Below are 26,492 nucleotides of genomic sequence, written 5' to 3' on the forward strand. Positions count from 1 at the left end.
CGTCAGATACGGGGTGCGCCAGCGAGCACGACCCGAATGTCGTACTTGGAGATCAGGTGATGGACGAAGTTCTGGAAGTCGACCATCTGATGCTTCCTGAAGCTGTATGTGCGGTGGAAATCATCCAAGATCACGAGCCGGGTTTTGATCTGCCCAAGAAGCGACAGGGTTCGACGCTGCGAAGCCAAACGGATCCTCGGGCCGTATACCGATTTGGCGCGAATTGCGACATTGGTGCCGCATGGACCTTGTGTCCCGCCAGCGTCAACGCCTCATGCAGGGTCGCGGCAAAGCCCCATGTGCTCCTCCCTTCGCTGCCGACCAGTAGGACCGTGTCGGCCTGCCCTGCAGCAACATTTCCCGAAATCCGGGGGCGCGCACGGCGCGCTTGCACCCAGAGTATCACGCCGGTAGCGGCCATGAACGGCGCGCCGAGCGCCATCACCCCGAGGATCATTCCAAGCCATGCCAGACCTTGTCCCGTGTGCAGCATGTAGATCGTTTCATTGAAGCGTTGCCATGTGCCTGCATCGGCCCAGACCAGAACTTCGCCGGTTCCCTGATCCAGATATCCCTCGCCCAGATTGGTTTTAAGCTTGAAGGTGTCGGTGAGATCGTTCGGATAGGGAAAGGTCAGTTCGCGCAAGGCGTTCACAGGCGTGTCACGCAGCAATCCGATGGTGCCGGGGACCGCGCCGGTCTGGCCGCTGATATCGGTCGGGAACGCGGGAGCGCTACTGTGTGGGAGCAAATCAAAGGTGCTCGCGGTCATGAACAGTGCGGTGGCTGAGGAGAGCAATAGTCCGACGACAGTCAGCCGTGCCACCTCGACATGCAGCCGCCCTGTCAAGGGGCCGCGCAGGCGTGAGAAGAAACGCCGTCAGCCCCCTGCCCGCCTTGCTGTCAGCATGAGACCCGTGATTGATAACACCAGAAGCGACACTGCCCCTGCCGCTGCCGTAAGCCGCCCCGCGTCATCCAGAAACAGCGAACGATGCAGGTTGGTCATCCAGCGTTGAAAGGCGGAAGGCTCGTAATCCGCAACACCGACGCCAGTGGCCGGGTCGATGACCACTGCACCGGGCTGTCCGGCTTCAAAATAAAACGCCGTGATCTGACCTGACGGAGCGCGGCGGATTTGCTCGACACCAGGGTATGCGATGGCGATGCGATCCGCCAGAGTGGCAACCGTGAGCGTTGGGTCGGTCTGCGCGGGGGACTGCACCGTCTCCAGTGCGGGAAGAACGCTTAACACTGCCCCGCTGAGCGTCATTATTACGATCAGCAAGGCCGCGATCCGGACAGGAAATTTGTGCAGAGCACGCAGCATTGCGAGGCTCCTTTCGGAAAAATTACATGTCGTAGGTGAAATCACGGATGTAGCGGCGGCCCGCTGTCGACTGACCCGCGCCAGTCGTGGTCAGTGGAACGACCACTTCGGACGGGCTGTCGCGCATCTCTTCAACAGACGCGTCGATGTGCAATTCATAGCCTGCGTCAAACAGTGCATCCGCGAGGTCGAGCGTGATTTTCAACTGCCGCCCCGCGCCAACGCTGGCCCCGGTGATGCCGTTGATCTCGGCGGTATTTCCGCCCGTCGCACGATACCAGTCGCTCAGGTGTTCGTAGTATTTGGACTTGCCACCCGCCATCCAAAGGCTGCCCATATAAGTGCCGTTTGCATCAGTGACATAAAGCGCGAGATAGGCTCCGTCGCCGCCATACTGGTTCATGTTTGCGGTCAGGGTAACCGGTTTGGCAATTGCCAGATCGGGAACAGCCAGGGCGGCGGTCAGCGCGAGGGCGGATAGCAGCGTTTTCATCAGTAATCTCCATTTTCTAACTTCTTGTCCTGTCTGTGGGATTGGGCTGATGTGTTCCTGACAGGAAACAGAAAACTGCTTCAGCCAGGCGTCAGGTTTGGCCAGAAAAAGACCCCGCCGTGCTTGGGATGACGACGCGGTCGATCAGCAAACCATCAAATCGAGAGGTTTGCGGATGAAAGTGCTGATGCGCCAATTTCAAATGCAGCCAGGGTCACCAGGACAGGTTGCGCTAAGGCCAAGCCTCATGTGATCCGAGTTCGGATCACTGCTGAACGACAGGCGCTGCGTCCGGCGCAAACAGCCCATTCGAAGGCGGCTCAGCTGAACCGGCTGGCGCAGCATTGTTGCGACCACGGTAATCGTCATCGTCATCGTCATCATCCTCGTACTCAAACTCGACTACGGCGAGCGTGGCAGGATCAACCTCGACCTCGATCTCACGGCCATTGGCATCTCGGCCCTTGATTTCATAACAACCATCATCAGTCTCGATCCGGCGCACGGTCCAGCCCTGCGCCTCGGCCATTTGCTGCACGGCTTCGCGCGGTTGCCAGTCAGCCATCGGCACCCGACAATCGTCGTCATCGGCAAGAGCGACACCTGCCGCACCAACACCAATCAAAAGCGTTGTAGCCATCAGGTATTTCTTCATTGTTCCATCTCCGAAAGTTTGCGTTGATGTGGCGTTATCCCTAGTCGACCTGACACCTACCTGAAGTACGCATTATTTCTGCTTCAGGAGTCCTTCAGCTTGAGAGGTGATAGAAGGACGACAAACGGAGCAGGAAAAACAGATATGCGTGTGCTGCTAATTTAGGACGATACGGTGCTGGGGGCGGCGGTGCGCGATCAGATCATCGCGGATGGGCATTCCATCGACTGGGCCACGCGACTGGATGGCGCACAGGGATATCTGGATGTAGCGACCTATGACTTGATCCTTCTTGACCTGATGTTGCCCGACGGTCGCGGACAGCCTTTCCTGCGCACGCTCAGAAAGCGGGGCGATGTAACACCAGTGATCATCCTTACGGCGATGGACCAGATCAGCGATCGTATTGACGGACTGAACGCCGGTGCCGACGACTACATGCTCAAGCCTTTCGATCTGTCGGAACTGTCGGCACGGGTCGGTGCCGTTGCGCGACGTTATGCGGGCAATTGCCGATGGGGCGCAAGCAACGCTCGCGTTGCACTCCCCGCCACATGGCAGCACGGACGGGTTCGAGGCTGTGTTTCAACTGCCAAGCTATGCGCAGGTGGTTTAATCAAACCACGAAACAAGGTAGGAAACACCATAGTACGGCTACCAATAGTGATGATCCAACGCCAGAGGCCCCCGCCCTCGCAGACCCGGCGTTGCGAAAATTTCCAGAACACGATCATCCGTTTGTGAAAGACATTTCCAAATACCTAAGTGCCTAAATATTTGGCTGTCTCGTAAATTGAAAACTCTACCACATTGAAATCAATCCGCTCCCAGTCTCACCAATAGGAAGTTCCGACACAGCGTTTCCGCCCTGCGGTGTAAAAGGTCTTAGCGGTCAATAGTGAACAAAAAAGAAAATGTGGCTTTGACAAACGAAAGAAAGTGCGCAACGCTTTGAGCGATTGGGAGGACTGGGCGGATGCCCCCAAGCGACACGGATGGTTTCATTTCTGTTGGTCGTGGACCTGTTGCGGACAATGCACAGGGTTCCATTTGGCTGGAGCGGACTGCACGATATACCCCGGCAGAGGCTTTTCTGATCCCTCTGCATTGATCGGCTGCACCGGATCGCCGCGATTGATCGGGTGATGAAAAATGACGGCCCTGTCGCACAAAGGTCTGTGCGGAATGAGGAGAGAGTAGAGATGGGAATGGAACTGAACGGCGTGTCAAAAACGATCGACGGCGCCACCCATATCTATCCTACGGATCTGACCCTAAATGCGGGCACCATGAATGTCCTTCTGGGCCCCACCCTGTCTGGAAAGACGTCTTTGATGCGATTGATGGCGGGGCTTGACGTGCCAGCGACCGGACAGGTGATCTGGAACGGGCGCGATGTGACCGGGATGCGGGTGCAGGATCGTGGGGTTGCGATGGTGTATCAGCAATTCATCAACTACCCGTCTATGACCGTCTATGACAACATTGCCTCTCCGATGAAGCTGTTGGGGAAATCGGCTGCTGAGATTGACGCGGCAGTCCGGAAAACGGCGGATATGATGCAGTTGACGCCGATGCTTGACCGCAAGCCACTGGAATTGTCCGGTGGACAGCAACAGCGCTGCGCGCTGGCGCGGGCGCTGGTCAAGGATGCGGGGCTTGTCCTGCTGGATGAACCGCTTGCCAATCTGGACTATAAGCTGCGCGAAGAACTGCGGATGGAGATCCCCAAGATCTTTGAGGAATCCGGGTCGATCTTTGTTTACGCCACTACCGAACCGGAAGAGGCGCTTCTTTTGGGGGGACACACCGCCACTCTATGGGAGGGGCGCGTGACGCAATTCGGCCCCACACCCGAGGTGTATCGCCAGCCGCAAGACGCAACAACGGCGCGGGTGTTTTCCGACCCGCCGATGAATTTCCTGAACATAACCAAGACCGCAACGCAGGTCACGTTTGCGGACGGGCAACGCCTTGACGTGCAGGGCCGATTGGCCGCGCTGGCCGATGGCCGCTACATCGCCGGGTTTCGCCCCAACCATCTTGAGATCGAGCGCCACACTGGCGACGCGCTTGAATTTACCTGCAAGATCGCGGTGACAGAGATCACCGGATCAGAGACCTTTCTTCACATTGACCACCATGGCGAGCGTTGGGTCGGTCTGATCCACGGAGTTCGGGATCTGACGTTGGGGGCGGACATCAGCATCTATCTTGATCCCGCGCATATCTACATCTTCGACGAGGATGGCCGTCTTGCGGCACCGGCGTCTTACGCGTTGGCCGCCTGAGGAGAGGCACATGGCACAGATCACGCTGTCCAATCTGGCGCATTCCTATCTGGCGAAACCCAGCACACCGGATGACTGGGCGTTGAAGGAAATGAACCACGTCTGGAACGATGGCGAAGCCTATGCCCTGTTGGGGGCGTCGGGGTGTGGAAAATCCACGCTTCTCAACATTATATCCGGGCTGTTGCACCCGTCTGAGGGCAAGATCCTGTTTGGCGATACGGATGTGACCGACACCACTACCGCCGAACGCAACATCGCGCAGGTGTTCCAGTTTCCGGTTGTCTACGACACGATGACGGTGCGCGAAAACCTTGCCTTTCCGCTGAAAAACCGCCGCGCGCCAGCCGAGTACATCCGGGACCGGGTGCAAACCATCGGGGCCATGATCGGGATGGAGGCCGAACTTGACCGCCGCGCGCGCGGTCTGACGGCGGATGCCAAGCAGAAAATCTCATTGGGGCGCGGCATGGTGCGTGAAGACGTGAACGCGATCCTGTTCGACGAGCCGCTGACGGTGATTGATCCGCATATGAAATGGGCCTTGCGCACCCAGCTCAAGGAACTGCATCAGCAATTCGGCCACACGATGATCTATGTCACGCATGACCAGACCGAGGCGCTCACCTTTGCCGACAAGGTGGTGGTGATGCATGAAGGCCGCGTTGTTCAGATGGGCACCCCGCAACAGCTTTTTGATACGCCGGAGCACACGTTTGTGGGCTATTTCATCGGCTCGCCCGGAATGAACCTTGTGCCGGCACAGGTGCTGGGCAACCGCGCCGCCCTTGAGACCGGCGAGGTCGGGCTTGCCGGCACCTATCCGGCGCTTGACGGCAAAGTCGAGATCGGCGTGCGCCCCGAATTCGTGACGCTGACCGATGCGGACACCGGATTGCCCGTGCGGGTGCGCCGGGTCGAGGATGTGGGCCGCCACAAGATCGTGCGCGCCGATCTGTTCGGCCAGGACATCAATGTCATTGTCCCCGAAGGCCAAGAGATCGGTGCCGATATGTCCCGCGTGGTGTTCGATCCGGCGCGTGTGAATGTCTACCAAAACGACTGGCGGGTGACGCCACTTGAACAAAAGGGGGCGTGATGGAAAAGACCGTCAACCAAAAAGCGTGGTTCCTGGTTCTTCCGGTTTTGATCCTTGTGGCGTTCTCGGCTGTGATCCCGCTGATGACGGTGGTCAACTATTCGGTGCAGGATTCATTCGGCAACAACCAGTTCTTTTGGGCCGGTCTGATGTGGTTCGAAGATCTATTGACCGACGACCGCATGTGGAACGCCTTGCAGCGTCAGTTGGCCTTTTCCGGCATTATTCTGGCCATTGAAATCCCGCTTGGCGTTCTGGTGGCGCTGTGTATGCCCAAGAAAGGCGTCTGGGTGTCGGTCTGCCTTGTTCTCATGGCGCTTCCGCTTTTGATCCCGTGGAATGTGGTCGGCACGATCTGGCAGGTGTTCGGCCGTGTCGATATCGGCCTGCTGGGGGCCACGCTGGCCGCGATTGGCGTCGATTACAACTACACCCAAGACCCGTTCGATGCGTGGGTTACGGTCATAGTCATGGATGTGTGGCACTGGACCTCGCTGGTGGCGCTTCTGGCCTATGCCGGGCTGCAATCGATCCCGCAGGCCTATTATCAGGCGGCCAAGATTGATCAGGCCAGCCGTTGGGCGGTGTTTCGCTATATCGAATTGCCCAAGATGATGGGCGTGCTGCTGATCGCGGTCCTGCTGCGGTTCATGGACAGTTTCATGATCTACACCGAACCGTTTGTCGTGACCGGCGGCGGCCCTGGCAGTTCGACCACTTTCCTGTCAATCGACCTTGTCAAGATGGCTCTGGGGCAGTTCGATCTGGGTCCGGCGGCGGCGTTCTCGCTTATGTATTTCCTCGTGATCCTCGCGATTTCCTGGGTGTTTTACACGGTCATGACGAATTTGGACAAAGCGGAGACAAAGCGATGACGGACGCGATCGTGGCCCGGACTGCGGTGCGCCGCAAGCGACTGGCGATGCCAAAGCTGCGCGGCTCCACCGTTGTCATGGTGGTCTATCTGCTGTTTTTGTTCCTGCCGATCTATTGGCTCATCAATATGAGCTTCAAGACCAACACCGAGATCGTGTCGTCCTTCTCGCTCTGGCCGCAGAACCCGACGGTTCAGAATTATGTGACCATCTTTACCGACCCGGCCTGGTATATGGGCTATGTCAATTCGCTGATCTATGTCGTGATCAACACCATTATTTCGCTCGCTGTCGCCCTGCCCGCGGCTTATGCCTTCAGCCGCTATCATTTCATGGGTGACAAGCATCTGTTCTTTTGGCTGCTGACCAACCGCATGGCCCCGCCTGCGGTGTTCGCGTTGCCGTTTTTCCAGCTGTATTCCTCGGTCGGGTTGTTCGACACGCATATCGCCGTGGCCTTGGCGCATTGCCTGTTCAACGTGCCATTAGCGGTCTGGATTCTCGAAGGTTTCATGCGCGGCGTGCCCAAGGAAATCGACGAGACCGCCTATATCGACGGCTATTCCTTTGGCCGGTTCTTTGTGCAGATTTTCATGCCCCTGATTGCCAGCGGCATCGGGGTCGCGGCGTTCTTCTGCTTCATGTTTTCCTGGGTGGAACTGCTGCTGAGCCGCACATTGACCACCGTGGATGCCAAACCCATCGCCGCCATCATGACCCGTACCCAAGGCGCCGCAGGCGTCGACTGGGGCGTCCTTGCCGCCGCCGGGGTTCTGACCATCATTCCCGGTGCCTTGGTGATCTATTTTGTCCGCAACTACATTGCCAAGGGCTTTGCCCTGGGGAGGGTGTGATGCAAGACGATTTTAACCTCTCCAACGTCACCCTTGGGCCTGACCCGAGGATCTTTTTGGTCAGAGATCCCCGGCTCACGCTCGGGGACGCCTGTGTTCAACGGGAGGTGTGCTGATGGACTGGATGGCATGGACATGGCCGACGGCGATCTTCTTCATGGTCATCGCGTCGCTGCTCATCACCTTTACGATCCTTGCGATCAAGTTTCCTGAAACCCCGCGCATGGGAATTTTGCGGATCGAAACCACGCGGGGGGATCGGTTGTTTATCTCGCTGCTGGGGTCGGCGTTTATCAATATCGCATGGCTCGGCCTGACCGACATTGCCCAATGGTGGGCGCTGTTGGTTTGCGCCGTCTACGCCGCGCTGGTTTTCAGATACGTCTGACGCCGCGCACCAAGAGGCCGGGGCGGCCGACATGCCCCCGGTTCCAAATCGAAGTCTGTTTAGGGAGGACTTACATGCACATGTCACTCAAATCGACCACGGCTCTTGCCGTGGTGGCGGGGCTTCTGGCGTCGCCGTCTTTCGCGGATATGGAGGCCGCGATGGAGTTTCTTGATACCGAAATCAACGGGCTGTCCGCGCTGTCGCGGGAAGAGCAGGAAGCCGAGATGCAATGGTTCATTGATGCGGCGGCCCCGTTTCAGGGGATGTCGATCAATGTGGTTTCTGAAACCATCACCACACATGAATATGAAAGCCAGGTGCTTGCCCCGGCATTCAGCGCCATTACCGGCATCAACATCACGCATGACCTGATTGGCGAAGGCGATGTGGTGGAAAAGCTGCAGACTCAGATGCAGACGGGCGAAAACGTCTATGACGCCTATGTCAACGACAGCGATCTGATCGGCACGCATTGGCGCTATCAGCAGGTGCGCAACCTGACCGACTGGATGGCGGGCGAAGGTGCCGATGTGACCTCGCCGACGCTCGATCTGGACGATTTTATTGGCCTTCAGTTCACCACCGGTCCTGATGGCAAACTCTACCAGCTGCCGGATCAGCAATTCGCGAACCTGTATTGGTTCCGTTACGATTGGTTCAACGACGAAAAGAACAAGGCCGATTTTCAGGAACAGTTCGGCTATGAGCTGGGCGTGCCGGTCAACTGGGCGGCCTATGAGGACATCGCGGAATTCTTTACCGGGCGCGACCTGAGCCATCTGGGGGTCGAGGGCGAAGTCTTTGGCAACATGGATTACGGCAAGAAAGACCCAAGCCTTGGCTGGCGCTATACGGACGCGTGGATGTCCATGGCGGGTATGGGCGATGTGGGTGAACCCAACGGTCTGCCGGTGGATGAGTGGGGCATCCGGGTGAATGAAAATTCACAGCCCGTCGGCTCTTGTGTGGCGCGTGGCGGGGCGACCAATTCCCCGGCTGCGGTCTATGCTGTGAACAAGGCGATTGAATGGCTTGAGAAATACACCCCTCCGGCCGCTGCTGGCATGACATTCTCGGAAGCGGGTCCAATCCCGGCTCAGGGCAATGTGGCCCAGCAGATGTTCTGGTACACCACCTTCACCGCCGCCACGGTTGAACCCGGCCTGCCGGTGATGAACGAGGATGGCACCCCCAAGTGGCGCATGGCCCCCTCGCCTCACGGTGTTTACTGGAAAGAGGGTCAGAAGGTCGGCTATCAGGATGTGGGATCTTGGACGCTGATGAAATCCACCCCAGAGGATCGGGCAAAGGCGGCGTGGCTCTATGCGCAGTTTGTCACGTCCAAAACGGCCGATGTGAAAAAGTCTCATGTCGGTCTGACCTTCATTCGCGACAGTTCGATCAACCACGAGAGCTTTACCGAACGTAAAGACAAGCTGGGGGGTCTGGTCGAGTTCTATCGCTCGCCCGCGCGCGTTGCCTGGTCGCCAACCGGCACCAACGTGCCCGACTATCCACGTCTGGCACAGCTTTGGTGGCAGAATATTGGCGATGCCATGTCCGGTCAAAAGACCGCTCAGGAAGCGCTGGATTCCTTGTGTGAAGCTCAAGAAGCCGTGATGGAGCGTCTTGAACGCGCTGGTGTTCAGGGCGATCTTGGTCCGGTCATGAACGAAGAGCGGGATGCGGATTATTGGTTCGAACAGCCCGGGGCACCCTTCCCCAAGTTGGAAAACGAGGACGAAGAGCCAATCACCGTGTCCTATGACGAGCTGATCGAAAGCTGGCAGAACTAGGCCCATGCCCGGTCGCCTGTGGCGACTGGTCTGGCACAAAGGGGCGGCGTTGGTCCGCCCCTTTTCGTTTCGCACATATGTAAGAGGCTGCCATGCATTTCGGCTTCGCAACCGCCACAGAAATAAGGTTTGGACGCGGGATCGCACGCGGCGCGGCGCAGGCGGCCGCCAGGATCTCCGGCTCTGCGCTGTTGGTGCATGGCAAATCGGCAGAGCGTGCCCGATGGCTTCTTGAGGATCTGAGTGAAGCCGGGTGTCGGATCACGACGATTGCCTGCGCGCGGGAACCCGAGATTGACGATGTCGATGCGGCGCTGTCACTGGCACGTGACGCCCGGCCCGGTGTTGTGATTGCACTGGGTGGCGGGGCCACGATGGATCTGGCCAAGGCGGTGGCCGCCCTTGTCCCGGCGCAGGGCGCGACGCGCGCCTATCTTGAAAGCGTCGGAGAAGGCCGCGCGCTTGAGGCTGACCCGCTGCCGTTGATCGCACTTCCCACCACCGCGGGCACCGGATCAGAGGTTACAAAAAACGCCGTGATCGGTGTTCCCGATGCCCGCAAAAAGGTCAGCCTCAGAGACCCCAGGATGGTGCCGGACATCGCCTTTGTGGACCCGTCCTTGACCGACCAAACCCCGGCGCAGGTGACGTTTTCAAGCGGTCTGGATGCGATCACGCAAGTGATCGAGCCGTATCTGAGCGTCAATGCCTCGCCCTTGACCGATGCGCTGTGCCGCGATGCGATCCCACGCGGACTGACCGCGATTGTCCGGCTTGCCCAAGGCGAAGATCCCGGCGCGCGGGATGACATGGCCCTGACCAGCCTTGTGGGCGGCATCACATTGGCCAATGCGGGGCTGGGTGCGGTGCATGGTCTGGCCGGTGTGATCGGCAGTCACACTGCCGCCCCCCATGGCGCGGTTTGCGCGGCCCTCCTGCCCCATGTTCTGGCGTATAACGCGCGGGCTGTCTCACATGGCGGCCCGGCGGCGGAAAAAATCGCGCAGGTCTATGGGTGGATCGGCGCGGCGCTGGATGTGACGCCGGATGACGCGCCTGCGGCGTTGGGGCCGTTCTTTGCGCGTCTTGGTCTTCGTGATCTGGTGGCGTTGGGTGTATCGCCCGACGATATCGAACCCATTGCCATGGCCGCGCGCGCTGCGTCATCGTCAAAATTCAATCCGGTTCCGCCTGATGAGGCGGATTTCAACGCGATTCTGACAGATGCGCTTTGCGGTTGGGCTGTGCCGCGATAGCGCGGTGATCTGGATCGGGCTAAGGCGGGTGCGTATTGCGTTATGGCGTCAGTCGGACTGCGCTGCGACGGCGTCGCCCCAGGCGGTTGTTGGTTCCGTCATGCCGAACCGCGCGCGCCCCGTATCCAGAACACCCGCCGGGCAGGCGAAAGAATAGGGCAGCATGGAGGGCCGTGCCATACCAAGCGGTGCGATCCGCTTGAGTGCGGTCAGCACGGGTTCGGGAAGTGTCGCGTTGGCGGTGATGGCACCCGCCCCCGACACGTCAATGCGCGGACGATGAAACGCGTCTTCCAGTCCCAGCTCATAGTCGGTCAGGAATGAGGCAAGCTGCGCCACCGCCGCGACGATTTTGCGTCCGCCAGAGGCCCCAAGCGCAAACCTGGTGCCCTGCGCCTGTCCAAGCACAGGACAGACATTCATCAGGCACGTCTTGCCGGGCCCAAGCGAATTGGGCCGCCCCTGAACCGGATCGAACCACATGATCCCGTTGTTCAACAAAAACCCTGTTGACGGCGACACCACGCGCGCGCCGAAAATCGACAACAGGGTCTGGGTATGCGCAACCATGTTTCCGTCGCTGTCGACGACAGAGAAATGCGTGGTGCAACCGGGCGTGTCGGACGGTTCGCCATCATGGCCCATGTGGTTGATCCGGTGTTCATAGGCCGCCTGCAACGCGCGGGCATAGGCGGGATAGGCCTGATCCGGGTCTGCGGGCAGGTGCGACTGCGCAAGATGGGCCATCGTCTTGGCAAAGGTTGGCCCCGCCGTCAGCCCGGGCATGACGTGGAAAAGCGCATCGCGATAAGGCACCGTCAAGGGCGTGTGAAACTCTGCGCACGCGTCGCTGAGGTCGGCATCGCTCAGATACCCGCCCTTGTCGCGCACGTCCTGTGCCAGCGCCCGTCCCAGATCGCCACCGTGCAGGGCTGCGGCCCCGTCGCGTGCGATGATGTCCAGACTGTCCGCCATGCGGCTTTGGTCGATGCGGTCTGTTGTCTGCGCTGTCCACGACACCGGACGCGGCCAGTGCCCATCAAGCAGGAACAGCGCCGCGGCATCCGGGTCGCGCGCCAGATCACGGGTGGCGCTTGCGATGATCAGCGACGCGTACCAGTCAATCGCCATGCCTTGGCGGGCATGGGCAATCGCCGGGGCCAGCAGATCGGCCCATGGCATCTTGCCCCAGCGCTCGTGCGCCGTTGCGTGACCATCGACCATTGCTGGCACAGCGACGGCTTTGGCCCCCATGATATTGCGATCCTCGACCACACGGTCCCAAGGGAACAGATCGCCCGCGATGCCTTCGCCGGACAGTGGGAAATCCTCGATCCGAAGCGCGGCAGGGGACCGCATGCCGAAATTGAGCGCATGTGCCGTGCCGGTATCGGCGCGCCAGTGCATCGCGGCGCCGCCACCCGCCGGGCCGGACATCCAGGGCTCCAGCACGCTGCAGACAAAGCCGCAGGCAACAGCCGCATCCACCGCATCGCCGCCTGCCCGCAGCACATCTGCCCCGGCCTCGGACGCCTGCCGGTGTTGGGAGGCGACCACGCCCCGGTCCGTTTCGACGACGTGTTTGCGGATCTCCATCGTCCGCGACAGCGCGTCCGACATTACGCCCCCAAACGACAGTAAAGCCCGGCGGCCAGCTTTGCCCGCTCCACAAGGCTGTCGACGAAGATATGTTCGTTCAGCGTATGCAGATCCCTGCCGCGCACGCCGATGGAATCGAGCGTCGGCAGGCCCAGGAACCCGGTGAAATTACCGTCCGATCCGCCCCCGGCGGAACTGCCGGTGATCTCGAACCCGATGTCGCCCGCGATGTCTTGGGCGAGGGCCAGCATCGCCATCGTGCCCGGCTGCTCCGGCTCCCAAACGGGCCGGGTGACGCCGCGCCGAACTTCCATGATCACCTCGCCGCTGTCGTCGTTGAGCGCCATCATCTTGTCCACGCCCTCGTCCAAAAGCTCTTGCGTCTTGGCCATGGTCAACACCTCGGCATCGCAAACCGACGACACGCAATTCACCCATTGCCCGGCGTGAAAGACACCGACTGAAAAGGTGCAATCCTCGGTGGTCATGACCTCGATCTCGGCCACCTTCTGTGCCATCGCGGCGATGGCAGAGCGGCCATCGGCCAGCGCCCAACCCGCATGGCTGGGCGTTCCGCGCGTTTGCAGGTTGAAGCGCGCGATGGCGTAGCGTCCGATCACGGCACCGCCATCGGGGCGCGCGGGTTCGGGGACAAGGATATACTTGTGCCGCTTGGCCTCTTCCTCGATCAGGGGACGGGTCAGGGGTGTGCCGATCTCTTCGTCGGGCGTGAACAGGACAGTGACCGGCAGCGGCGTTTCAATGCCTGCGGCAAGGATCTTTCGCAGTGCATCAAGATAGACGTAATTGCCGCCTTTCATGTCCATCAGACCGGGGCCATAGCAAATATCACCCTCGTGCTTGTACGGCAGCTTGGCCAATGTGCCGACAGGATGCACCGTGTCCAGATGCCCCAGCAGCAGGATACCGCCCTCGCCCGCCCGGGGATGCGGCATCGTTGCGCGAACACTGTCGCCCAGCCCGTCGCGGCCCGGAATACGCTCCACCCGCGCGCCCATCGCGGCCATCTCGTGCTGCGCGATATCCATCATGCGGTTGACGGCAACGGCATCAAAGGTGGGGCTTTCGGTTTCGATCCAGGGCTTGAGCCCGGTCAGCATTTCCCCGGTGTCGAAAGGAAGGTCGAGCGGATTGGTCATGGTGGTCTTGTCCTTGGGGCGGCGCGTTGCGGAATGAGCGAAATCAGGCGGTGGTTTTGGGCAGACGCGTCTCGATGATGCGGGCATAGATCGAGGCCCCCACTGGCAGGATCGCGTCATCCAGCACAAAACCCGGATTGTGCAACGGCACATTGCCCGCGTGACCGACCCAGCAATAGGCCCCTGGAATAACCCTGAGCATGTCGGCGAAATCCTCGGACCCGGTGGCCTGATCTTCGGACAGGGCAGAGTTGTCCGCACCGACGACCCCAGAGGCCGCATCGACATAGGCGGCAGACAGGTCCGGGTCGTTGATCAACACGTCAAAGATATTGCGCAGATCCACCGTGATCTCGACCCCGTAGGCGCGGGCCATGCCGTCGCACAATTCGCGCAGGCGTGCCTCGGCCATGTCGCACACATCGTCGTGAAAATAGCGGATCGTGCCTGCAATCGTCGCGCTGTCGGGCACCACGTTATAGGCAGACCCCGCGTTGAATTTCGTCACCGACAACACGATCGGCTTGGTGGGCGGGGTGTTGCGGCTGACCACGCTTTGAACCTGTTGCACCAGCGCGGTGCCAATCACGATCGGGTCGCGCGACTGGTGCGGCATGGCGGCGTGGCTGCCCTTGCCCTTGACGGTGATGTCAAAAAACATCGCGCCTGCCATCGCGGGGCCGGGTGTGACGCGCACTTGCCCCGGCTCCATGTTGGGATCGTTGTGCATCCCGTAGATCTCGTCGCACGGGAATTTCTCAAACAAACCTTCGGCGATCATGCGCCGCGCGCCACCCAGCCCTTCTTCGGCAGGTTGAAAGATCAGTACCGCTGTGCCGTCGAAATCGCGCGTGTCGGCCAGATAGCGGGCGGCCCCGAGCAGCATCGTGGTGTGCCCGTCATGCCCGCAGGCGTGCATCCGCCCCGGATTGGTCGAGGCATAGGGCACACCCGTCGCTTCCTCGATGGGCAGCGCATCCATATCGGCGCGCAGGCCGACCCGGCGATTGCCGCCGCCTTTGCCTTTGATCACCGCCACCACGCCGGTGCCGCCAAGCCCCTCATGCACCTCGTCCACGCCATAACTGCGCAGCCTTTCGGCCACGATGCCCGAGGTGCGAACCTCTTCAAAGCCAAGCTCGGGATGGGCGTGAAAATCGCGGCGGATTTCGGTCAGGTCATTTGCGAAGGCTTCGATCTTGGGGATAACGCTCATGGGGTGGCTCCTTGAAATGCGGGGGCTGCGGTCAGCGCGCGGAAATTGGCAAAATCCCAATGGCGGCCGGGGGCAGCTTCGATCAGGTTGCGGGTGTAGTCATGACGGGGCTGGGCCAGCACTTCACCGGCTGGCCCGTGTTCCACGACATGCCCTTTTTGCATGACCAGCACCTCATCACAGATCTGGGCGGCAACGCGCAGGTCGTGGGTGATGAACAGCATGGCAACGCCGAACCGCGCCTGTATATCGTCGAGCAGGTCCAGCACTTGGGCCTGCACAGACACATCAAGCGCCGACACCGCTTCATCGGCGACCAGCAGATCTGGCCTCATGGCAACGGCACGGGCGATGGCGATGCGCTGGCGTTGCCCGCCGGAGAACTGATGGGGATAGCGGTCCAGCGCATCGCGCGGCAGATCGACCAGCTCCATCAACTCGGCGGCTTGCGCCATTGCCTCTTCGCGCGGGGTGCCGAAATTGATCGGCCCTTCACACAGGCTGCGCGCCACGGTCCAGCGCGGATTGAGCGAGCGGTACGGGTCCTGGAACACGATCTGGAAATGCTTGCGATGCGGCTGCAACTGGCGACGGCTGAGCTGTGCGATCTCGGTCCCGGCCACCGTGACCTGGCCCGCTGTCGGGTCGATCAACCGCATGATGCAGCGCGCGACGGTCGATTTGCCGGACCCGCTTTCGCCAACGATGCCCAGGGTGCGGCCCGGCGCGATTGTGAATGACACGTCCTGTGCCGCCTTGACGCCTTCGGATTTGCGGAAAAACCCGCCGCCGCCATAGGTCATGTCCAGCCGATCAACCGCGATCACATCTTTTGCGGACGTTCCGGCGCGTGCGGCGCGTGGCGCAAGGTTCGGCACGGCGCGTAGAAGCTTTTGAGTATAGTCCTCTTGCGGATCGGTCAGCAAATCCCGGATCGGCGCGCGTTCAACGATGCGGCCATGCTGCATCACGCTGACGGTATCGGCAATCTCGGCCACCACGCCCATGTCGTGCGTGATAAACAGAACGGCGGTGCCATGGCGTTCCTGCATCTCGGCGATCAGTTTGAGGATTTGCAACTGCGTTGTGACATCAAGCGCGGTTGTGGGTTCGTCCGCGATCAACAGATCGGGGTCGAGCACCAGCGCCATGGCGATCATGATGCGCTGACGCTGGCCGCCCGAAAGCTGGTGCGGGAAGGCGGAATAGATGCGTTTCACATCCGGCAGATGCACCTGATCCATGATGTCGAGCGTGCGTGCCTTGGCCTCGGCGTTCCTCAGATCGGTGTGCATATTCAGCACTTCCTCGATCTGTTCGCCGACGCGCAACACCGGGTTGAGCGCGGTCATCGGTTCCTGAAAGATCATCGCGATGCGCCGCGCGCGCAGGTCACGCATTTGCGCCGCTGTGGCCTTGGTGATGTCAAAGCCTTCAAGGTCGATCAATCCGCCCTGCACCTCAAGCGCGCCCTTGGGCAAAAGATCCATCACCGCCAGAGATGTCACGGATTTGCCAGATCCGCTTTCACCCACAAGGCAATGAGTTTCGCCCGCCCGGATATCAAGGTCGATCTCGTTCAGCACTGGGGCGGCCTCGGCCCTATCGGTCAGCCCGACCTTGAGGTTGCGGATCTTGAGGATCTGGCGCGCGTCGCTGAAATCGCGGGATTTGAACTCCATCTTACGCCTCCCGCTTTTTCAGACGCGGATCAAGCATGTCGCGCGCGGTGTCGCCCAGCAGGTTGATCGCCAGAATGCACAGCGACAGCATCAGACCGGGCCAGAAGATCAGCCCGGGCTTGATCTGGAAATAGGTCCGCCCCTCGGCCATGATGTTGCCCCACGTCGGAATTTCAGTGGACACACCCGCGCCAAGGAAGGACAGCAGCGCTTCGATCAGGATGGCAGAGGCGCAGATATAGGTGCCCTGCACAATGAGCGGCGCAAAGGTGTTGGGCATCAGGTGCTGTATCAGGATTTTTGGCATGGACGATCCCAGCGCGATGGCGGCCTCGACATACGGCTCTTCGCGCGCCGAAAGCACGACAGAGCGCACCAGACGCACCACGCGCGGCACTTCGGGAATGGTGATCGCAATGATCACCGACCCAAGGCTCGGCCCGTTGAGCGCCACCAGCGCGATGGCCAGCAGGATCGCGGGGATCGCCATGAGGCTGTCCATGATCCGCATGATGATCCCATCGGCGGCGCGAAAGAACCCGGCGACCAGCCCAATAATCAGACCAATCGCCACCGACACCAGCGCGGCCCCGATGCCGATCAGCAGCGAAATGCGGCCGCCCATCATGACGCGGCTGAACGTGTCGCGCCCGAACTGGTCGGTGCCCAGCAGAAATTCATCCGATGGCGGTTTGAGCCGTGCGGCGGAATTCATCGCCAGCGGATCATAGGGCACGTAAAGCGGAGCAAAGATCGAGGCCAGCACAATGACCAGCAGGATCACCGCAGCGATCATCGGCCCGATGCCGACCCGCGCGCCTGCAGGCAAGGAAAAGAGGCCGGTCAGCACCTGAAAGGCGCTGTGGCGGGATTGGGGAACCTCGGTCATCAGTAGCGAATCCTTGGGTCGAAGAACGAATACGAGACGTCAACAATGAGGTTCACCACCACATAGATGCCCGCTGTCAGCAGGATCATGGCCTGGATCACCGGATAGTCGCGCGCGAGGATGGCATCGACGGTCAATCGCCCGATGCCCGGAATGTTGAACACCGATTCCGTGACCACGACGCCCGAGATCAGCAGGGCAAAGCCGGTGCCGATGATCGTCAGGATCGGCACGGCGGCATTGCGCAGCGCATGGCGGAACAGCACGACGTTTTCGCGCACGCCCTTGGCGCGGGCGGTGCGGATATAATCCTCGCCCAGCACTTCGAGCATCGACGCCCGCGTCATCCGCGCAATCAGCGCGATATAGATCGTGGCCAGCGTCAGCGATGGCAGGATCGCGCGGCTGAAAAACGCGCCGAACCCGTCGGACGGATCAGCATAGCCCTGCACCGGCACCCAGCGCAGCTCGATCGCGAAGATCTGGATCAGGATATAGCCGATGACAAAGACCGGCACGGAAAAGCCCAGCACCGAGAAGGACATGACGAGAAAATCCACCCAGGTCCGGTGCCTCCAGGCCGCAATCACCCCCATCGGTACAGCAAGCACCACAGAGATCACGATGGTCATCAGCGCGATATTGATCGTCGGGCCAAGCCGGTCGCCGATCATCCCCGCAACCGAGGTGTTGGACAAAAGCGAAACCCCCAGATCGCCGCGCAGCAATTGCCCGATCCAGGTGAAAAACTGTGTCAGAAGCGGATCGTTCAAACCAAGGCGGTCGCGGATGCGTTCAAGCTGGGCCGGGGTCGCCGCGTCGCCCGCCAGGATCGCCGCCGGATCGCCCGGTGTTAGCCGCAAGAGCAAAAAGACGAAGACCGCAACGATCAGCATGACCGGGATCGTGGCCAGCACGCGTTTGAGGATATAGACGAGCATCAGATAAATGTCCCAGGGGCAGGAATGGGGCGCGCCAGGCCGGCACGCCCCCAAGGCCGGATCAGCCGTCCGACTTGGTCACGTTCCAGAACACCGGCACGGGTGACGGGATCATGTTCTCGATGTTGCTGCGGCGGGCCTGCGGGATCAGGTATTCGCCCATCATGATGTAGTTGACGTTGTCCATCACGTGTTCCTGGATCTGCACGGCGACCTCTTTTTGCGCCTCGGCGCTGTCGGCCGCGACAAAGGCGCTGCGCAGTTCTTCGATCTCGGGATCGTTCGGCCAGCCGAACCAGGCGTCATCTCCGCGCCCGTTTACCATCACGTTGATCAAGGGGTCGGACACCTCGGGCACCATCCAGTTGGTGAAGAAGATGTTCCAGCCCCCTTCGGCGGGCGGGCTTTGCTGTGCGCGGCGTTGCACAACCGATTGCCAATCCATCGACTGCATGTCGACTTCGAACCCGGCCTCGCGCAGCGCCTGAGCGGCCACAACGGGCTGGTTGATCAGAGCGACAACGTCGGTCGGTGCCATCAGGACGACCGGCGTGCCGTCATACCCGGCCTCTTCAAGAAGCTCCCGCGCGCGTTCGATATTGGCCCCTTCGGTCACGATGTCGGAACCGGCCTCGTCGCCAAGCGGCGTGGCGCAGCCAAAGATCGCGCCGCAGACATTGTAATAGGCCGGATCGCCCTGCATCGTTTGCAACATGGATTCCTGATCAAGCGCAGCCATCGCCGCCTGACGCACCAGCTTGTTGTCGAAGGGCGGGTGCAGGTGATTGGGCCGCCCAATGGTCACATACCCCAGTTGGTCCCGGACCTCGACATTCACCTCTGGCGTGGTCTCAAGGATCGGCAGCAGGTCGATCTGGACCTGTTCGAGATAGTCGATTTCGCCCGCTGCCAAGGCGTTCACGGCGGTCAGGGCATCAGGCATGGTCGTCCAGACCACACGGTCCACATTGACAGTCTTGCCGCCCGCCATCCACGAGGCCTCTTCCTCGCGCGGGACGTAATCGTCAAACTTTTCATAGGTTACCGACACGCCGGGTTCGTATTCGTCGTTGTTGAACACGAATGGGCCCGAGCCGATGTATTCGGTGATGGTTTCATCCGCAGAGGTCGCCGCGACGCGCGCGGGCATGATGAAGGGCGGCACGGCGGATTGTTTGGAGATCACATCAAGCAGCGGCGCGAACGGTTCGGTCAATGTCCAGACCACGGTCTTGTCATCGGTCGCCTCAAGGCTTTCGGTCACGTCAAAGATCAACTGCCCGCCGGAATCGCGCTGACCCCAACGATTGAGAGATGCAACCACATCTTCGCCCGTCACCGGTGCGCCGTCATGGAACATCAGCCCGTCGCGCAAGGTAAAGGTGTAGACGGTTCCGTCCTCGGACACCTCCCAAGAGGCCATCTGCGGCTGCGGCGTAAAGTTTTCGTCAACCGCCGTCAGGACGTCATAAATCATATAGCCGTGGTTGCGGGTAATATGCGCGGTGGTGATCACCGGGTCCAGAACACGCAGACCCGAATGCATCACTGCGGTCAGGGTCACTTCGTCCTCTTGCGCGGCCAGCGCGCCGGGAGCCAGCAGCGCAGAGCTGGTCAGCAGCGCCGCGGCCAGGTTGCGGGTGCCTTTGAGGGCCGATCTTAAATTGAGCATATCGTCTTCCATGTTGGTTGAGGTTACGTTTTTGTTTATTGGACAGCGGCGCAAGGTGTTGTGCCGCGATCGGTATCCGCCCCATTGTGGGACGCAATCGGAAAGTCCGGCCCGTTCGGAGACAGGCGCATCCCCGCGCGCAGCCGTGTAAACGGCAGGTCCGCCGGATCAAGCGGCATTGGACCGGGCGCGCAGGCAATCAGGATATCGCGGGCAATGGGCGCGAAATCGGCGCGGAAATGGGTCGAGCTTTTGACCACCAGCAGGTCCATGTCCTCGGGGGTGATGCCGACAAAGCGGAACATCTCGCGATCTGCCATCTGGGCGATCCGACTGGTTATAACAACGCGCACACCGCCAATCCGCAGACAGGCTGAAAGCCCAAGATCAAGGCGCGTGCCGCCGTAATAGGGGCCCGTTGCGTCGATCTTTCCATCCGAGAGCGTTTCGACCAGGGCCTGCGCTTCAATCGGGATATCATCGGGCAAACCCTCATGCCCGCCGATGCGAAACAACGCGCTTTGGCCCTGCCCCAGCGCATGGGCGCGCGATGCGGCGTGGGGATCGACGATCAGGCCAATCGCTGCGTTTTCTGCCTTGGCGGTCAACAGCGCGCGCAACAGTCCTGTGGTTGCGGACACTCCGCCCGCGCCGGGGTTGTCCTGGGTGTCGGCGATCACCACCGGGCCTGTGCCCGCCACCGCGCAGGCGCGGGCAATCGCGGCGTCGGGTGCGTATGTGGGTCCGCGAAAGGCAGGTTCTGCCGCGGCATAGCTGGCCGCAATACGGTCTGCGGCGCGATCTGCCTGATCCTGTGTGGGCGCATAGGCCAGCGCGGCGGGGCCGCAATCGGGGATGTCAGCCGCCGGGAACCCCATGAAAAGCGACGCCGAGGTGACGCCCTCTGCCTCGATCCGGTCAAGTTCGGCATACAGGTCTTGGGCCGGGGCATGATCTGTGCACTGGAACGGGATCGGTACGAGATAGGACATTTGTCGAAACGCCTTGGCCGGTCGCCGCCCAGAACGCATCATATCATTCAGCAGATGCGCGGCGCGTGTGCCGGTCTGGGCCATGTCGACATGCGGATAGGTCCGAAAGCCCACAAGAATATCGGCCGCCTCGACCATATCACGGGATATGTTGCCGTGCAGATCAAGCGCGGCGACCATCGGCACATCCGGGCCAACAACCGCGCGCACCCGGCGCAACAGCTGACCTTCGCCGTCGTCCAGATGCTCGGCCACCATCGCGCCGTGCAGGTCCAGAAAGACACCGTCCAACGCGCCCGCATTTGTGATATGGGCAAGGATGTCATCAGTGATCGCATCATATGCGGATTGCGTGACATGGGCAGACGGAATGGCCCCGGCCCATAGGATCGGTTCAATCGACCAGCCCAATCGGGCTGCGGTGTCCAATGCGCCACTGATTCCCAGATTGACGTCTTTGGCCGCGTCGATCATCGCCGGACCCTGGGTCATCGGAATGTATCCGCCGCCCAGACGAAACGCGTCCTGCCCCGCTTTGGACGGGGCAAAGGTGTTGGTTTCATGAAGAAAGCCAGCAAAGGCGACTTTCATATATATCTCCCACCCTTAACGCGACGCAGCCATTCTTGGTATTGTATATCGCTGTGCAATACATCTATATTGCTACACGATCGTAGTGGCAGATTTGCCCCTGCGTCAATACCGGAGCGGCCCATGTCCCAAAGTTTTCGTGCGAACCCGCCAGACCCGCTTGAATACGAGGCAGAGTCCGATCGCTTATTCGTTAAATCCGCAGCCAAGGCCGTGCGCGTGCTCAGCGCATTTCATGCCGCTCATGGCCCCTTGAGCCTTTCGGAGATTGCGAAAAAAGCGGCCATTGACCGGTCATCGGCGCAGCGCATTGTTCATACATTGATGCTATCGGGCCATTTGCGGCGCAGCGCCGATGATCAGGGGTATTTGCCCGGAATTCGCCTGTTGGATCATACGCTTGATGTGCTGCGGCTTGACCCGGTCATCCAAAAGGCAACGCCGGTTCTGCTCGAATTGCGCAAAGCGGTGCGGGAACGTGTTGATCTGAGCCTGTTTCACGCCAATCGGCTGGTCTATGCCCTGCGTATGCAAAGCAAGCGAGAGACGTTTTACGCCACGCTGGTCGGGCACAGTGTGCCGCTTTATTGCACCGCGGGGGGACGTGCCATCCTGGCGGTTATGCCAGAAGAGGACGCCCGCGCGCATTTGGGACCATCGCCGCTGCCCAGCTACACCCGTGACACCCGGACCGATGTCGATGATATCATGGACAGTCTGAAAGAGGCCCAAAGGGATGGGTTTGCCATTGTGATCGGAGAGTTTGCGCAAGGCGAGATCGCCTTGGGCGTGGCGATCACACAAGACAGCGGAGAGCCGCTTGGCGCGATCCATGTTGCGGGGTCGCTGTCGGAATGGACGCCGGACAGCTTTATTCAACACGTGGCCCCGCTTGCCACTGCCGCTGCTCGCGAAGTCATTGTCAGCCTCTAGCGATGTGCCCGCGATCTCCGGCTTGCGGGCAGGCGCGCTAGGCCAATGCCTGTTTAAGCGCGGGGTAAAGCGCGTAGTAGCGGGCGTAGATGTCATCATAGGCGGCGACGGCAGCCGGGTTCGGCTCGATCACGCGGCCGGGTTTGACCATTGCGGCAATGCCGTCATCAATGGTTTCAAAATGCCCCGCCCCATGCGCGGCAAGGATCGCTGATCCCAGCGTGGGGCCATCACTGGACGCGGGAATACGCACTGGCAGACCTGCGGTATCGGCGTGGATTTGCATGAACAGGTCCGAATTCGTGGCCCCACCCCCGGCAACCATTTCGCGGCCCTCATAGCCGCCCTTGGCAAAGGCGTCGAGGATTGTGCGGGTGCCCATGGCAATGCCTTCCATGATGGCACGGAAAACGTGATGCGGCTCATGCGCCAGCGTCAGCCCCGTGATCGCCCCGCGTGACAGCGCATCGGTATAGGGTGTCCGGTTGCCCTGAAAGTGATCTTGGACAATCAGGCCGTCGGCCCCCGGAGCAAGCTGGGCGGCTTTGCGGTTCATGTCGTCAAAATCAAGATGCCCGCCGACGAACCGGCGCAACCAGTTGAGGATCGATCCGGTCGAGGTTTGGCCGCCTTCGATGATATACCGATCCGGATAGACGATATCGGCATAGGCCCCCCACATTCCGGGCGCGTGAAACGGTCGTTCGGTCACGCCGAATTGCAGGTGGGACGATCCGGTGATCAGGCACAGCTGACCAGGTTGCGACACGCCAAGCCCGATCATGCCAATCAGCGCATCGGCCCCGCCCTGCACAAGTTTTGTCCGCGTCGTCAGCCCAAGGTCATTGGCCGCCTGTGGCGTCAATGGCCCGACCACCTCGCCGGGGGCGGCAACCCGCGCAGGCCATTTATGCACAAGATCCGCCATGCCCAACGCCGCGACCAGGCTTTCGGCCCAGCCGCCCTCGCGGTTCGCGTAATGCCAGCGCAGACCGACATTGTTCAAAGAGGCACAGCGCTCGCCGGTCAGGCGCAGGGTCAGGTAATCCTGATATTCACAGATTGTCGTTGCCGCGTCATAGATCTCGGGCTCGTTCCGTTTGATCCACAGCGCCTTGGGGATCATCCATTCCGCAGATACCGGCCCTGCCCCGTCCGAGTTCAGGCGCAATCGTGGGTCGCCGGTGGCAAGGACCGCTTTGGCCTCTTGGTCGGCGCGCACATCCATCCAAAGCAGCGCCGGTCGCAGCGGTGTGCCGGATGCGTCGAGGGCGACCACCGAACAACAGGTGGTGGCATAGGCCATCGCGTCGATCTGATCGCCCGCGATGCCCGCTTCGGTCAGACAGGCGCGCGTTGCCTTGCACAGACTGTTCCACCAATCGTCGGGGTTTTGCTCGGCCCGTGCGCCGGGCGAAAACCGGGTATCGTATGGTTCGGCATGCGAGGCCAGGCACACACCGTCAAGATCGTAAATCCGCGCTCTGAGGCTTTCAGTGCCGCCATCGGCTGCCAGAAAAAAGGTCAAATTCACAATCTCCTGTTCTTGATTGCCTCAGGTCGCTGCGATGATCCGTGCGACATCTTCGGTCGCATCCCAATGCGGCATATGCCCGGTGTCCAGCATGTGACAGGCCACACGTGGCGGCAAGTGAAACGCATGTGCGCGGGGGATGATCGTGTCGGACAGCCCAAAAAGCGCCCGCACCGGGATCTGCTCGGACAGCGCCCGAAGCGGTTCGATACTGTCGATGCGTTGCACATCGCCGCGTGCGGCGTCGGCGGCCAGCGTGCTCAGGCGTTGGCCCATAAGATCCAGTGACAGGCCGGACAAGGCCGCTGTATCAAGCTGTGCCGCCTTGCGACCCAGCAACCGCATCAGATGCGCCAACTCTCCAATATTCGGTGCGGCGGCCATGCCAGAGATAAAAGCCCCGTTTATCTCTGGCCCGCAGCCTGCCGGGGCCAGTATGGTCAGGCGCGACACGCGCGCGGGATCGTGCAATGCTGCTTTGAGCGCCACATGCGCGCCCAGCGAATGGCCGACAAGATGCACAGGCCGTGGGTAATGGCGCAACTGCCCGATCAGCCAGTCGATCAGGCTTGTCACATCTATCGCGTCAGCAGGGTTGCGCCCGTGTCCGGGCAGATCAGGTGCGCTTGAAGTGAGCCCCAGACGCTGCAAGGCAGCGCGCAGGCTGGCCCAGTTTGATCCAAGCCCGGCAAACCCATGCACGCAAAAGACCGGCGTATCGACCGGCACGGACCGATCCACAGCAGGCGCTGGGTGCGGCGTGTCACCGATCAGCGCCCGCACATCATCAGCTTCGATCCGCCCCCGTCGCCCGCTGCCGTTCACCTGCTCAAGCGACACGCGGTTGCGTTTCGCAAGACGTCGCGCCAGAGGGGTAGCGCGTGGACGGCTGGCATCACCGGGTGGATTTGGGGCCGCCCCGCGCGAGACCTCGGGCACAGCCTCGGTCGCTTGCGGAGGATCTGCCTCTGGCACCGGATCAGACGCGGCGTCGATCCCGTCCCAGCTGTCGGTCGTTTCAATCACTGCAATTGGCGTGCCAACCTTGACAATGTCGCCGGGGGCAACCAGCATTTTGGTCAGGGTCCCGCTGCCCAGGGCAGGGTATTCCACCATCGTTTTATCGGTCTCGACCTCGATCAGCGGGTCGCCCCGCGCAAAGCTTTGACCGAGCTGCACCAGCCATTCGGCGATGGTTCCTTCCTCCATCGTCTCGCCCAGGCGGGGCATCGGCAGGGTCAGGCGTGTGAGCGTGCTCATGACAGCATGGTCCGCGCAGTTCGGGTGATCAAATCCGGGGTGGGCACCGAATTCTGCTCTAGCAGGGGCGAGACCGAGATCGGTATGTCTTCGCCCGCGACCCGGATGACCGGTTCTTCAAGATAGTCGAAACATTCCTCGGTGATGCGCGCCGACAGCTCTGCCGCCACACCGCAGGTCATCACGCCTTCTGACACAACCATCGCACGCCCGGACGCTTCGACAAGCGGGCGGATCGTGTCGAAATCCAGCGGATTCAGCGTGCGCAGATCAACCACGGACGCCGAGATCCCGTGTGTGTCCTCAAGATCCTTTGCCGCCGCCAGCGCGTGATGGACTTGCCGGGAATAGGTCACAATCACCAGATCCGTGCCATCGCGCAGCACCCTGGCCTTACCCCAACCGGCGGGTTCGGCATCGGGATCGACCTGCCCCTTCATCGTGTAAAGCCCCTTGTGTTCGATAAAGACCACCGGGTCGGGCTGTTGCAGCGACTGGCGCAACAGATGATAAGCGTCTTCCACCGTGGCAGGCATGGCAAGCCGCAAGCCGGGTGTGTGCATCACATAGGCTTCAAGGCTTTGACTGTGCTGTGCGCCAGCGGACCGGCCCGTCCCCCCCTGAGTGCGCAGCACCATTGGAACACCAATCTGACCACCGAACATATAGCGGATCTTGGCCGCCTGATTGGCCAGCTGGTCCATCGTCATGCCGATGAAATCGACATACATCAACTCGGCCACCGGGCGCAGGCCGGTCATCGCGGCCCCGACCGCGGCGCCGACAATGGCCGCCTCCGAGATCGGCGTGTCGATGACCCGTTCAGCCCCGAATTCGGTGATAAGATCCTTGGTCACACCATAGGCACCGCCATAGCGGCCAACCTCTTCGCCCAAAATAATGACACTGTCATCGCCCGACATCGCGTCGTTCAGCGCCAGTCTCAGGGCATCACGATAGGTGGTTTCCTGCATCGCCATTGG

The 26,492-nt window shown here is 60.9% G+C and carries 22 protein-coding genes and 2 pseudogenes; 9 read left to right on the plus strand and 15 right to left on the minus strand.

Annotated elements, in window-relative coordinates; all coding sequences use genetic code 11:
* Positions 1-2: 2 nt before the first annotated feature.
* From ACG74X_RS14925 to ACG74X_RS14940, 4 genes and pseudogenes are all read right to left on the minus strand, one after another.
* A complete protein-coding gene (locus ACG74X_RS14925) occupies positions 3-134 on the minus strand; it encodes a hypothetical protein (RefSeq protein ID WP_411235862.1) in 132 nt (43 codons plus the stop codon).
* Positions 131-1,330, minus strand: a pseudogene (locus ACG74X_RS14930) (PepSY-associated TM helix domain-containing protein). Before ACG74X_RS14930 ends, ACG74X_RS14925 begins: the two are co-directional and overlap by 4 nt.
* 22 nt (positions 1,331-1,352) lie before the next feature.
* Entirely contained in the window at positions 1,353-1,823 is a 471-nt protein-coding gene (locus ACG74X_RS14935; RefSeq protein WP_411235863.1) for a DUF2271 domain-containing protein, read from the minus strand.
* A 265-nt stretch (positions 1,824-2,088) separates the two neighbouring features.
* Positions 2,089-2,478: a PepSY domain-containing protein gene (locus ACG74X_RS14940; protein WP_411235864.1), complete on the minus strand. Its 390-nt coding sequence runs from the start codon at positions 2,476-2,478 to the stop codon at positions 2,089-2,091.
* A gap of 174 nt (positions 2,479-2,652) precedes the next feature.
* On the opposite strand from ACG74X_RS14940, the pseudogene ACG74X_RS14945 reads away from it, so the two are divergent.
* From ACG74X_RS14945 to ACG74X_RS14980, 8 genes and pseudogenes are all read left to right on the plus strand, one after another.
* Positions 2,653-2,988 (plus strand): annotated as a pseudogene (locus ACG74X_RS14945) (response regulator); the annotation flags it as partial.
* 692 nt (positions 2,989-3,680) lie between these two features.
* A complete protein-coding gene (locus tag ACG74X_RS14950; protein ID WP_411235865.1) occupies positions 3,681-4,769 on the plus strand; it encodes an ABC transporter ATP-binding protein in 1,089 nt (362 codons plus the stop codon).
* Between the two features lie 10 nt (positions 4,770-4,779).
* Positions 4,780-5,868, plus strand: coding sequence for an ABC transporter ATP-binding protein (locus ACG74X_RS14955; protein ID WP_411235867.1), 1,089 nt, complete (start codon positions 4,780-4,782; stop codon positions 5,866-5,868).
* The gene (locus ACG74X_RS14960) at positions 5,868-6,743 is read left to right on the plus strand and encodes a carbohydrate ABC transporter permease (protein ID WP_411235868.1); all 876 of its coding nucleotides are present in this window, start codon (positions 5,868-5,870) and stop codon (positions 6,741-6,743) included. Before ACG74X_RS14955 ends, ACG74X_RS14960 begins: the two co-directional genes overlap by 1 nt.
* 47 nt (positions 6,744-6,790) lie before the next feature.
* Positions 6,791-7,597 carry a carbohydrate ABC transporter permease gene (locus ACG74X_RS14965; RefSeq protein ID WP_411235934.1) on the plus strand — a complete coding sequence of 269 codons (807 nt, stop codon included), beginning with the start codon at positions 6,791-6,793 and terminating at the stop codon, positions 7,595-7,597.
* Between the two features lie 115 nt (positions 7,598-7,712).
* On the plus strand, positions 7,713-7,985 hold the full coding sequence (locus tag ACG74X_RS14970) for a DUF2160 domain-containing protein (protein WP_411235869.1): 273 nt from the start codon (positions 7,713-7,715) through the stop codon (positions 7,983-7,985).
* A 74-nt stretch (positions 7,986-8,059) separates the two neighbouring features.
* Positions 8,060-9,784 carry an extracellular solute-binding protein gene (locus ACG74X_RS14975; protein WP_411235870.1) on the plus strand — a complete coding sequence of 575 codons (1,725 nt, stop codon included), beginning with the start codon at positions 8,060-8,062 and terminating at the stop codon, positions 9,782-9,784.
* Positions 9,785-9,876: 92 nt separating this feature from the next.
* Complete coding sequence (locus ACG74X_RS14980; protein WP_411235871.1) at positions 9,877-11,040, plus strand: iron-containing alcohol dehydrogenase; 1,164 nt, start codon at positions 9,877-9,879, stop codon at positions 11,038-11,040.
* Positions 11,041-11,088: 48 nt separating this feature from the next.
* Here ACG74X_RS14980 and ACG74X_RS14985 read toward each other — a convergent pair whose 3' ends face one another.
* From ACG74X_RS14985 to ACG74X_RS15020, 8 genes are all read right to left on the minus strand, one after another.
* Entirely contained in the window at positions 11,089-12,660 is a 1,572-nt protein-coding gene (locus ACG74X_RS14985) for a gamma-glutamyltransferase (RefSeq protein WP_411235873.1), read from the minus strand.
* Positions 12,660-13,799 (minus strand): M20/M25/M40 family metallo-hydrolase, encoded by a 1,140-nt coding sequence (locus tag ACG74X_RS14990; protein WP_411235875.1) that lies wholly within the window; start codon positions 13,797-13,799, stop codon positions 12,660-12,662. Before ACG74X_RS14990 ends, ACG74X_RS14985 begins: the two co-directional genes overlap by 1 nt.
* Positions 13,800-13,842: 43 nt before the next feature.
* Positions 13,843-15,015, minus strand: a complete 1,173-nt coding sequence (locus tag ACG74X_RS14995) for a M20 aminoacylase family protein (RefSeq protein WP_411235877.1) — start codon at positions 15,013-15,015, stop codon at positions 13,843-13,845.
* Positions 15,012-16,697, minus strand: a complete 1,686-nt coding sequence (locus ACG74X_RS15000; protein WP_411235878.1) for an ABC transporter ATP-binding protein — start codon at positions 16,695-16,697, stop codon at positions 15,012-15,014. The genes ACG74X_RS14995 and ACG74X_RS15000 overlap by 4 nt, the downstream gene beginning before the upstream one ends.
* A 1-nt stretch (position 16,698) precedes the next feature.
* Positions 16,699-17,586 (minus strand): ABC transporter permease, encoded by an 888-nt coding sequence (locus ACG74X_RS15005; protein ID WP_411235879.1) that lies wholly within the window; start codon positions 17,584-17,586, stop codon positions 16,699-16,701.
* Positions 17,586-18,527, minus strand: a complete 942-nt coding sequence (locus ACG74X_RS15010; RefSeq protein WP_411235880.1) for an ABC transporter permease — start codon at positions 18,525-18,527, stop codon at positions 17,586-17,588. The genes ACG74X_RS15005 and ACG74X_RS15010 overlap by 1 nt, the downstream gene beginning before the upstream one ends.
* 61 nt (positions 18,528-18,588) lie before the next feature.
* On the minus strand, positions 18,589-20,199 hold the full coding sequence (locus ACG74X_RS15015) for an ABC transporter substrate-binding protein (protein ID WP_411235882.1): 1,611 nt from the start codon (positions 20,197-20,199) through the stop codon (positions 18,589-18,591).
* Between the two features lie 35 nt (positions 20,200-20,234).
* Positions 20,235-21,782, minus strand: a complete 1,548-nt coding sequence (locus ACG74X_RS15020) for a M81 family metallopeptidase (protein WP_411235884.1) — start codon at positions 21,780-21,782, stop codon at positions 20,235-20,237.
* Between the two features lie 123 nt (positions 21,783-21,905).
* Here ACG74X_RS15020 and ACG74X_RS15025 point away from each other — a divergent pair, with 123 nt between their 5' ends.
* Entirely contained in the window at positions 21,906-22,715 is an 810-nt protein-coding gene (locus ACG74X_RS15025; RefSeq protein WP_411235886.1) for an IclR family transcriptional regulator, read from the plus strand.
* A 37-nt stretch (positions 22,716-22,752) separates the two neighbouring features.
* Here the strand turns inward: ACG74X_RS15025 and ACG74X_RS15030 are convergent, their stop codons facing one another.
* From ACG74X_RS15030 to ACG74X_RS15040, 3 genes are read right to left on the minus strand one after another with little or no spacing between them, the layout of a single operon-like run.
* Positions 22,753-24,249 carry an FGGY-family carbohydrate kinase gene (locus ACG74X_RS15030; RefSeq protein WP_411235888.1) on the minus strand — a complete coding sequence of 499 codons (1,497 nt, stop codon included), beginning with the start codon at positions 24,247-24,249 and terminating at the stop codon, positions 22,753-22,755.
* 21 nt (positions 24,250-24,270) lie between these two features.
* Entirely contained in the window at positions 24,271-25,509 is a 1,239-nt protein-coding gene (locus ACG74X_RS15035) for an acetoin dehydrogenase dihydrolipoyllysine-residue acetyltransferase subunit (RefSeq protein WP_411235889.1), read from the minus strand.
* Complete coding sequence (locus ACG74X_RS15040; RefSeq protein WP_411235890.1) at positions 25,506-26,489, minus strand: alpha-ketoacid dehydrogenase subunit beta; 984 nt, start codon at positions 26,487-26,489, stop codon at positions 25,506-25,508. The genes ACG74X_RS15035 and ACG74X_RS15040 overlap by 4 nt, the downstream gene beginning before the upstream one ends.
* Positions 26,490-26,492 lie beyond the last annotated feature (3 nt).

The sequence above is a fragment of the Marivita sp. S0852 genome (assembly GCF_046591575.1).
In the GTDB taxonomy this organism is placed as follows: Bacteria; Pseudomonadota; Alphaproteobacteria; order Rhodobacterales; family Rhodobacteraceae; genus Marivita.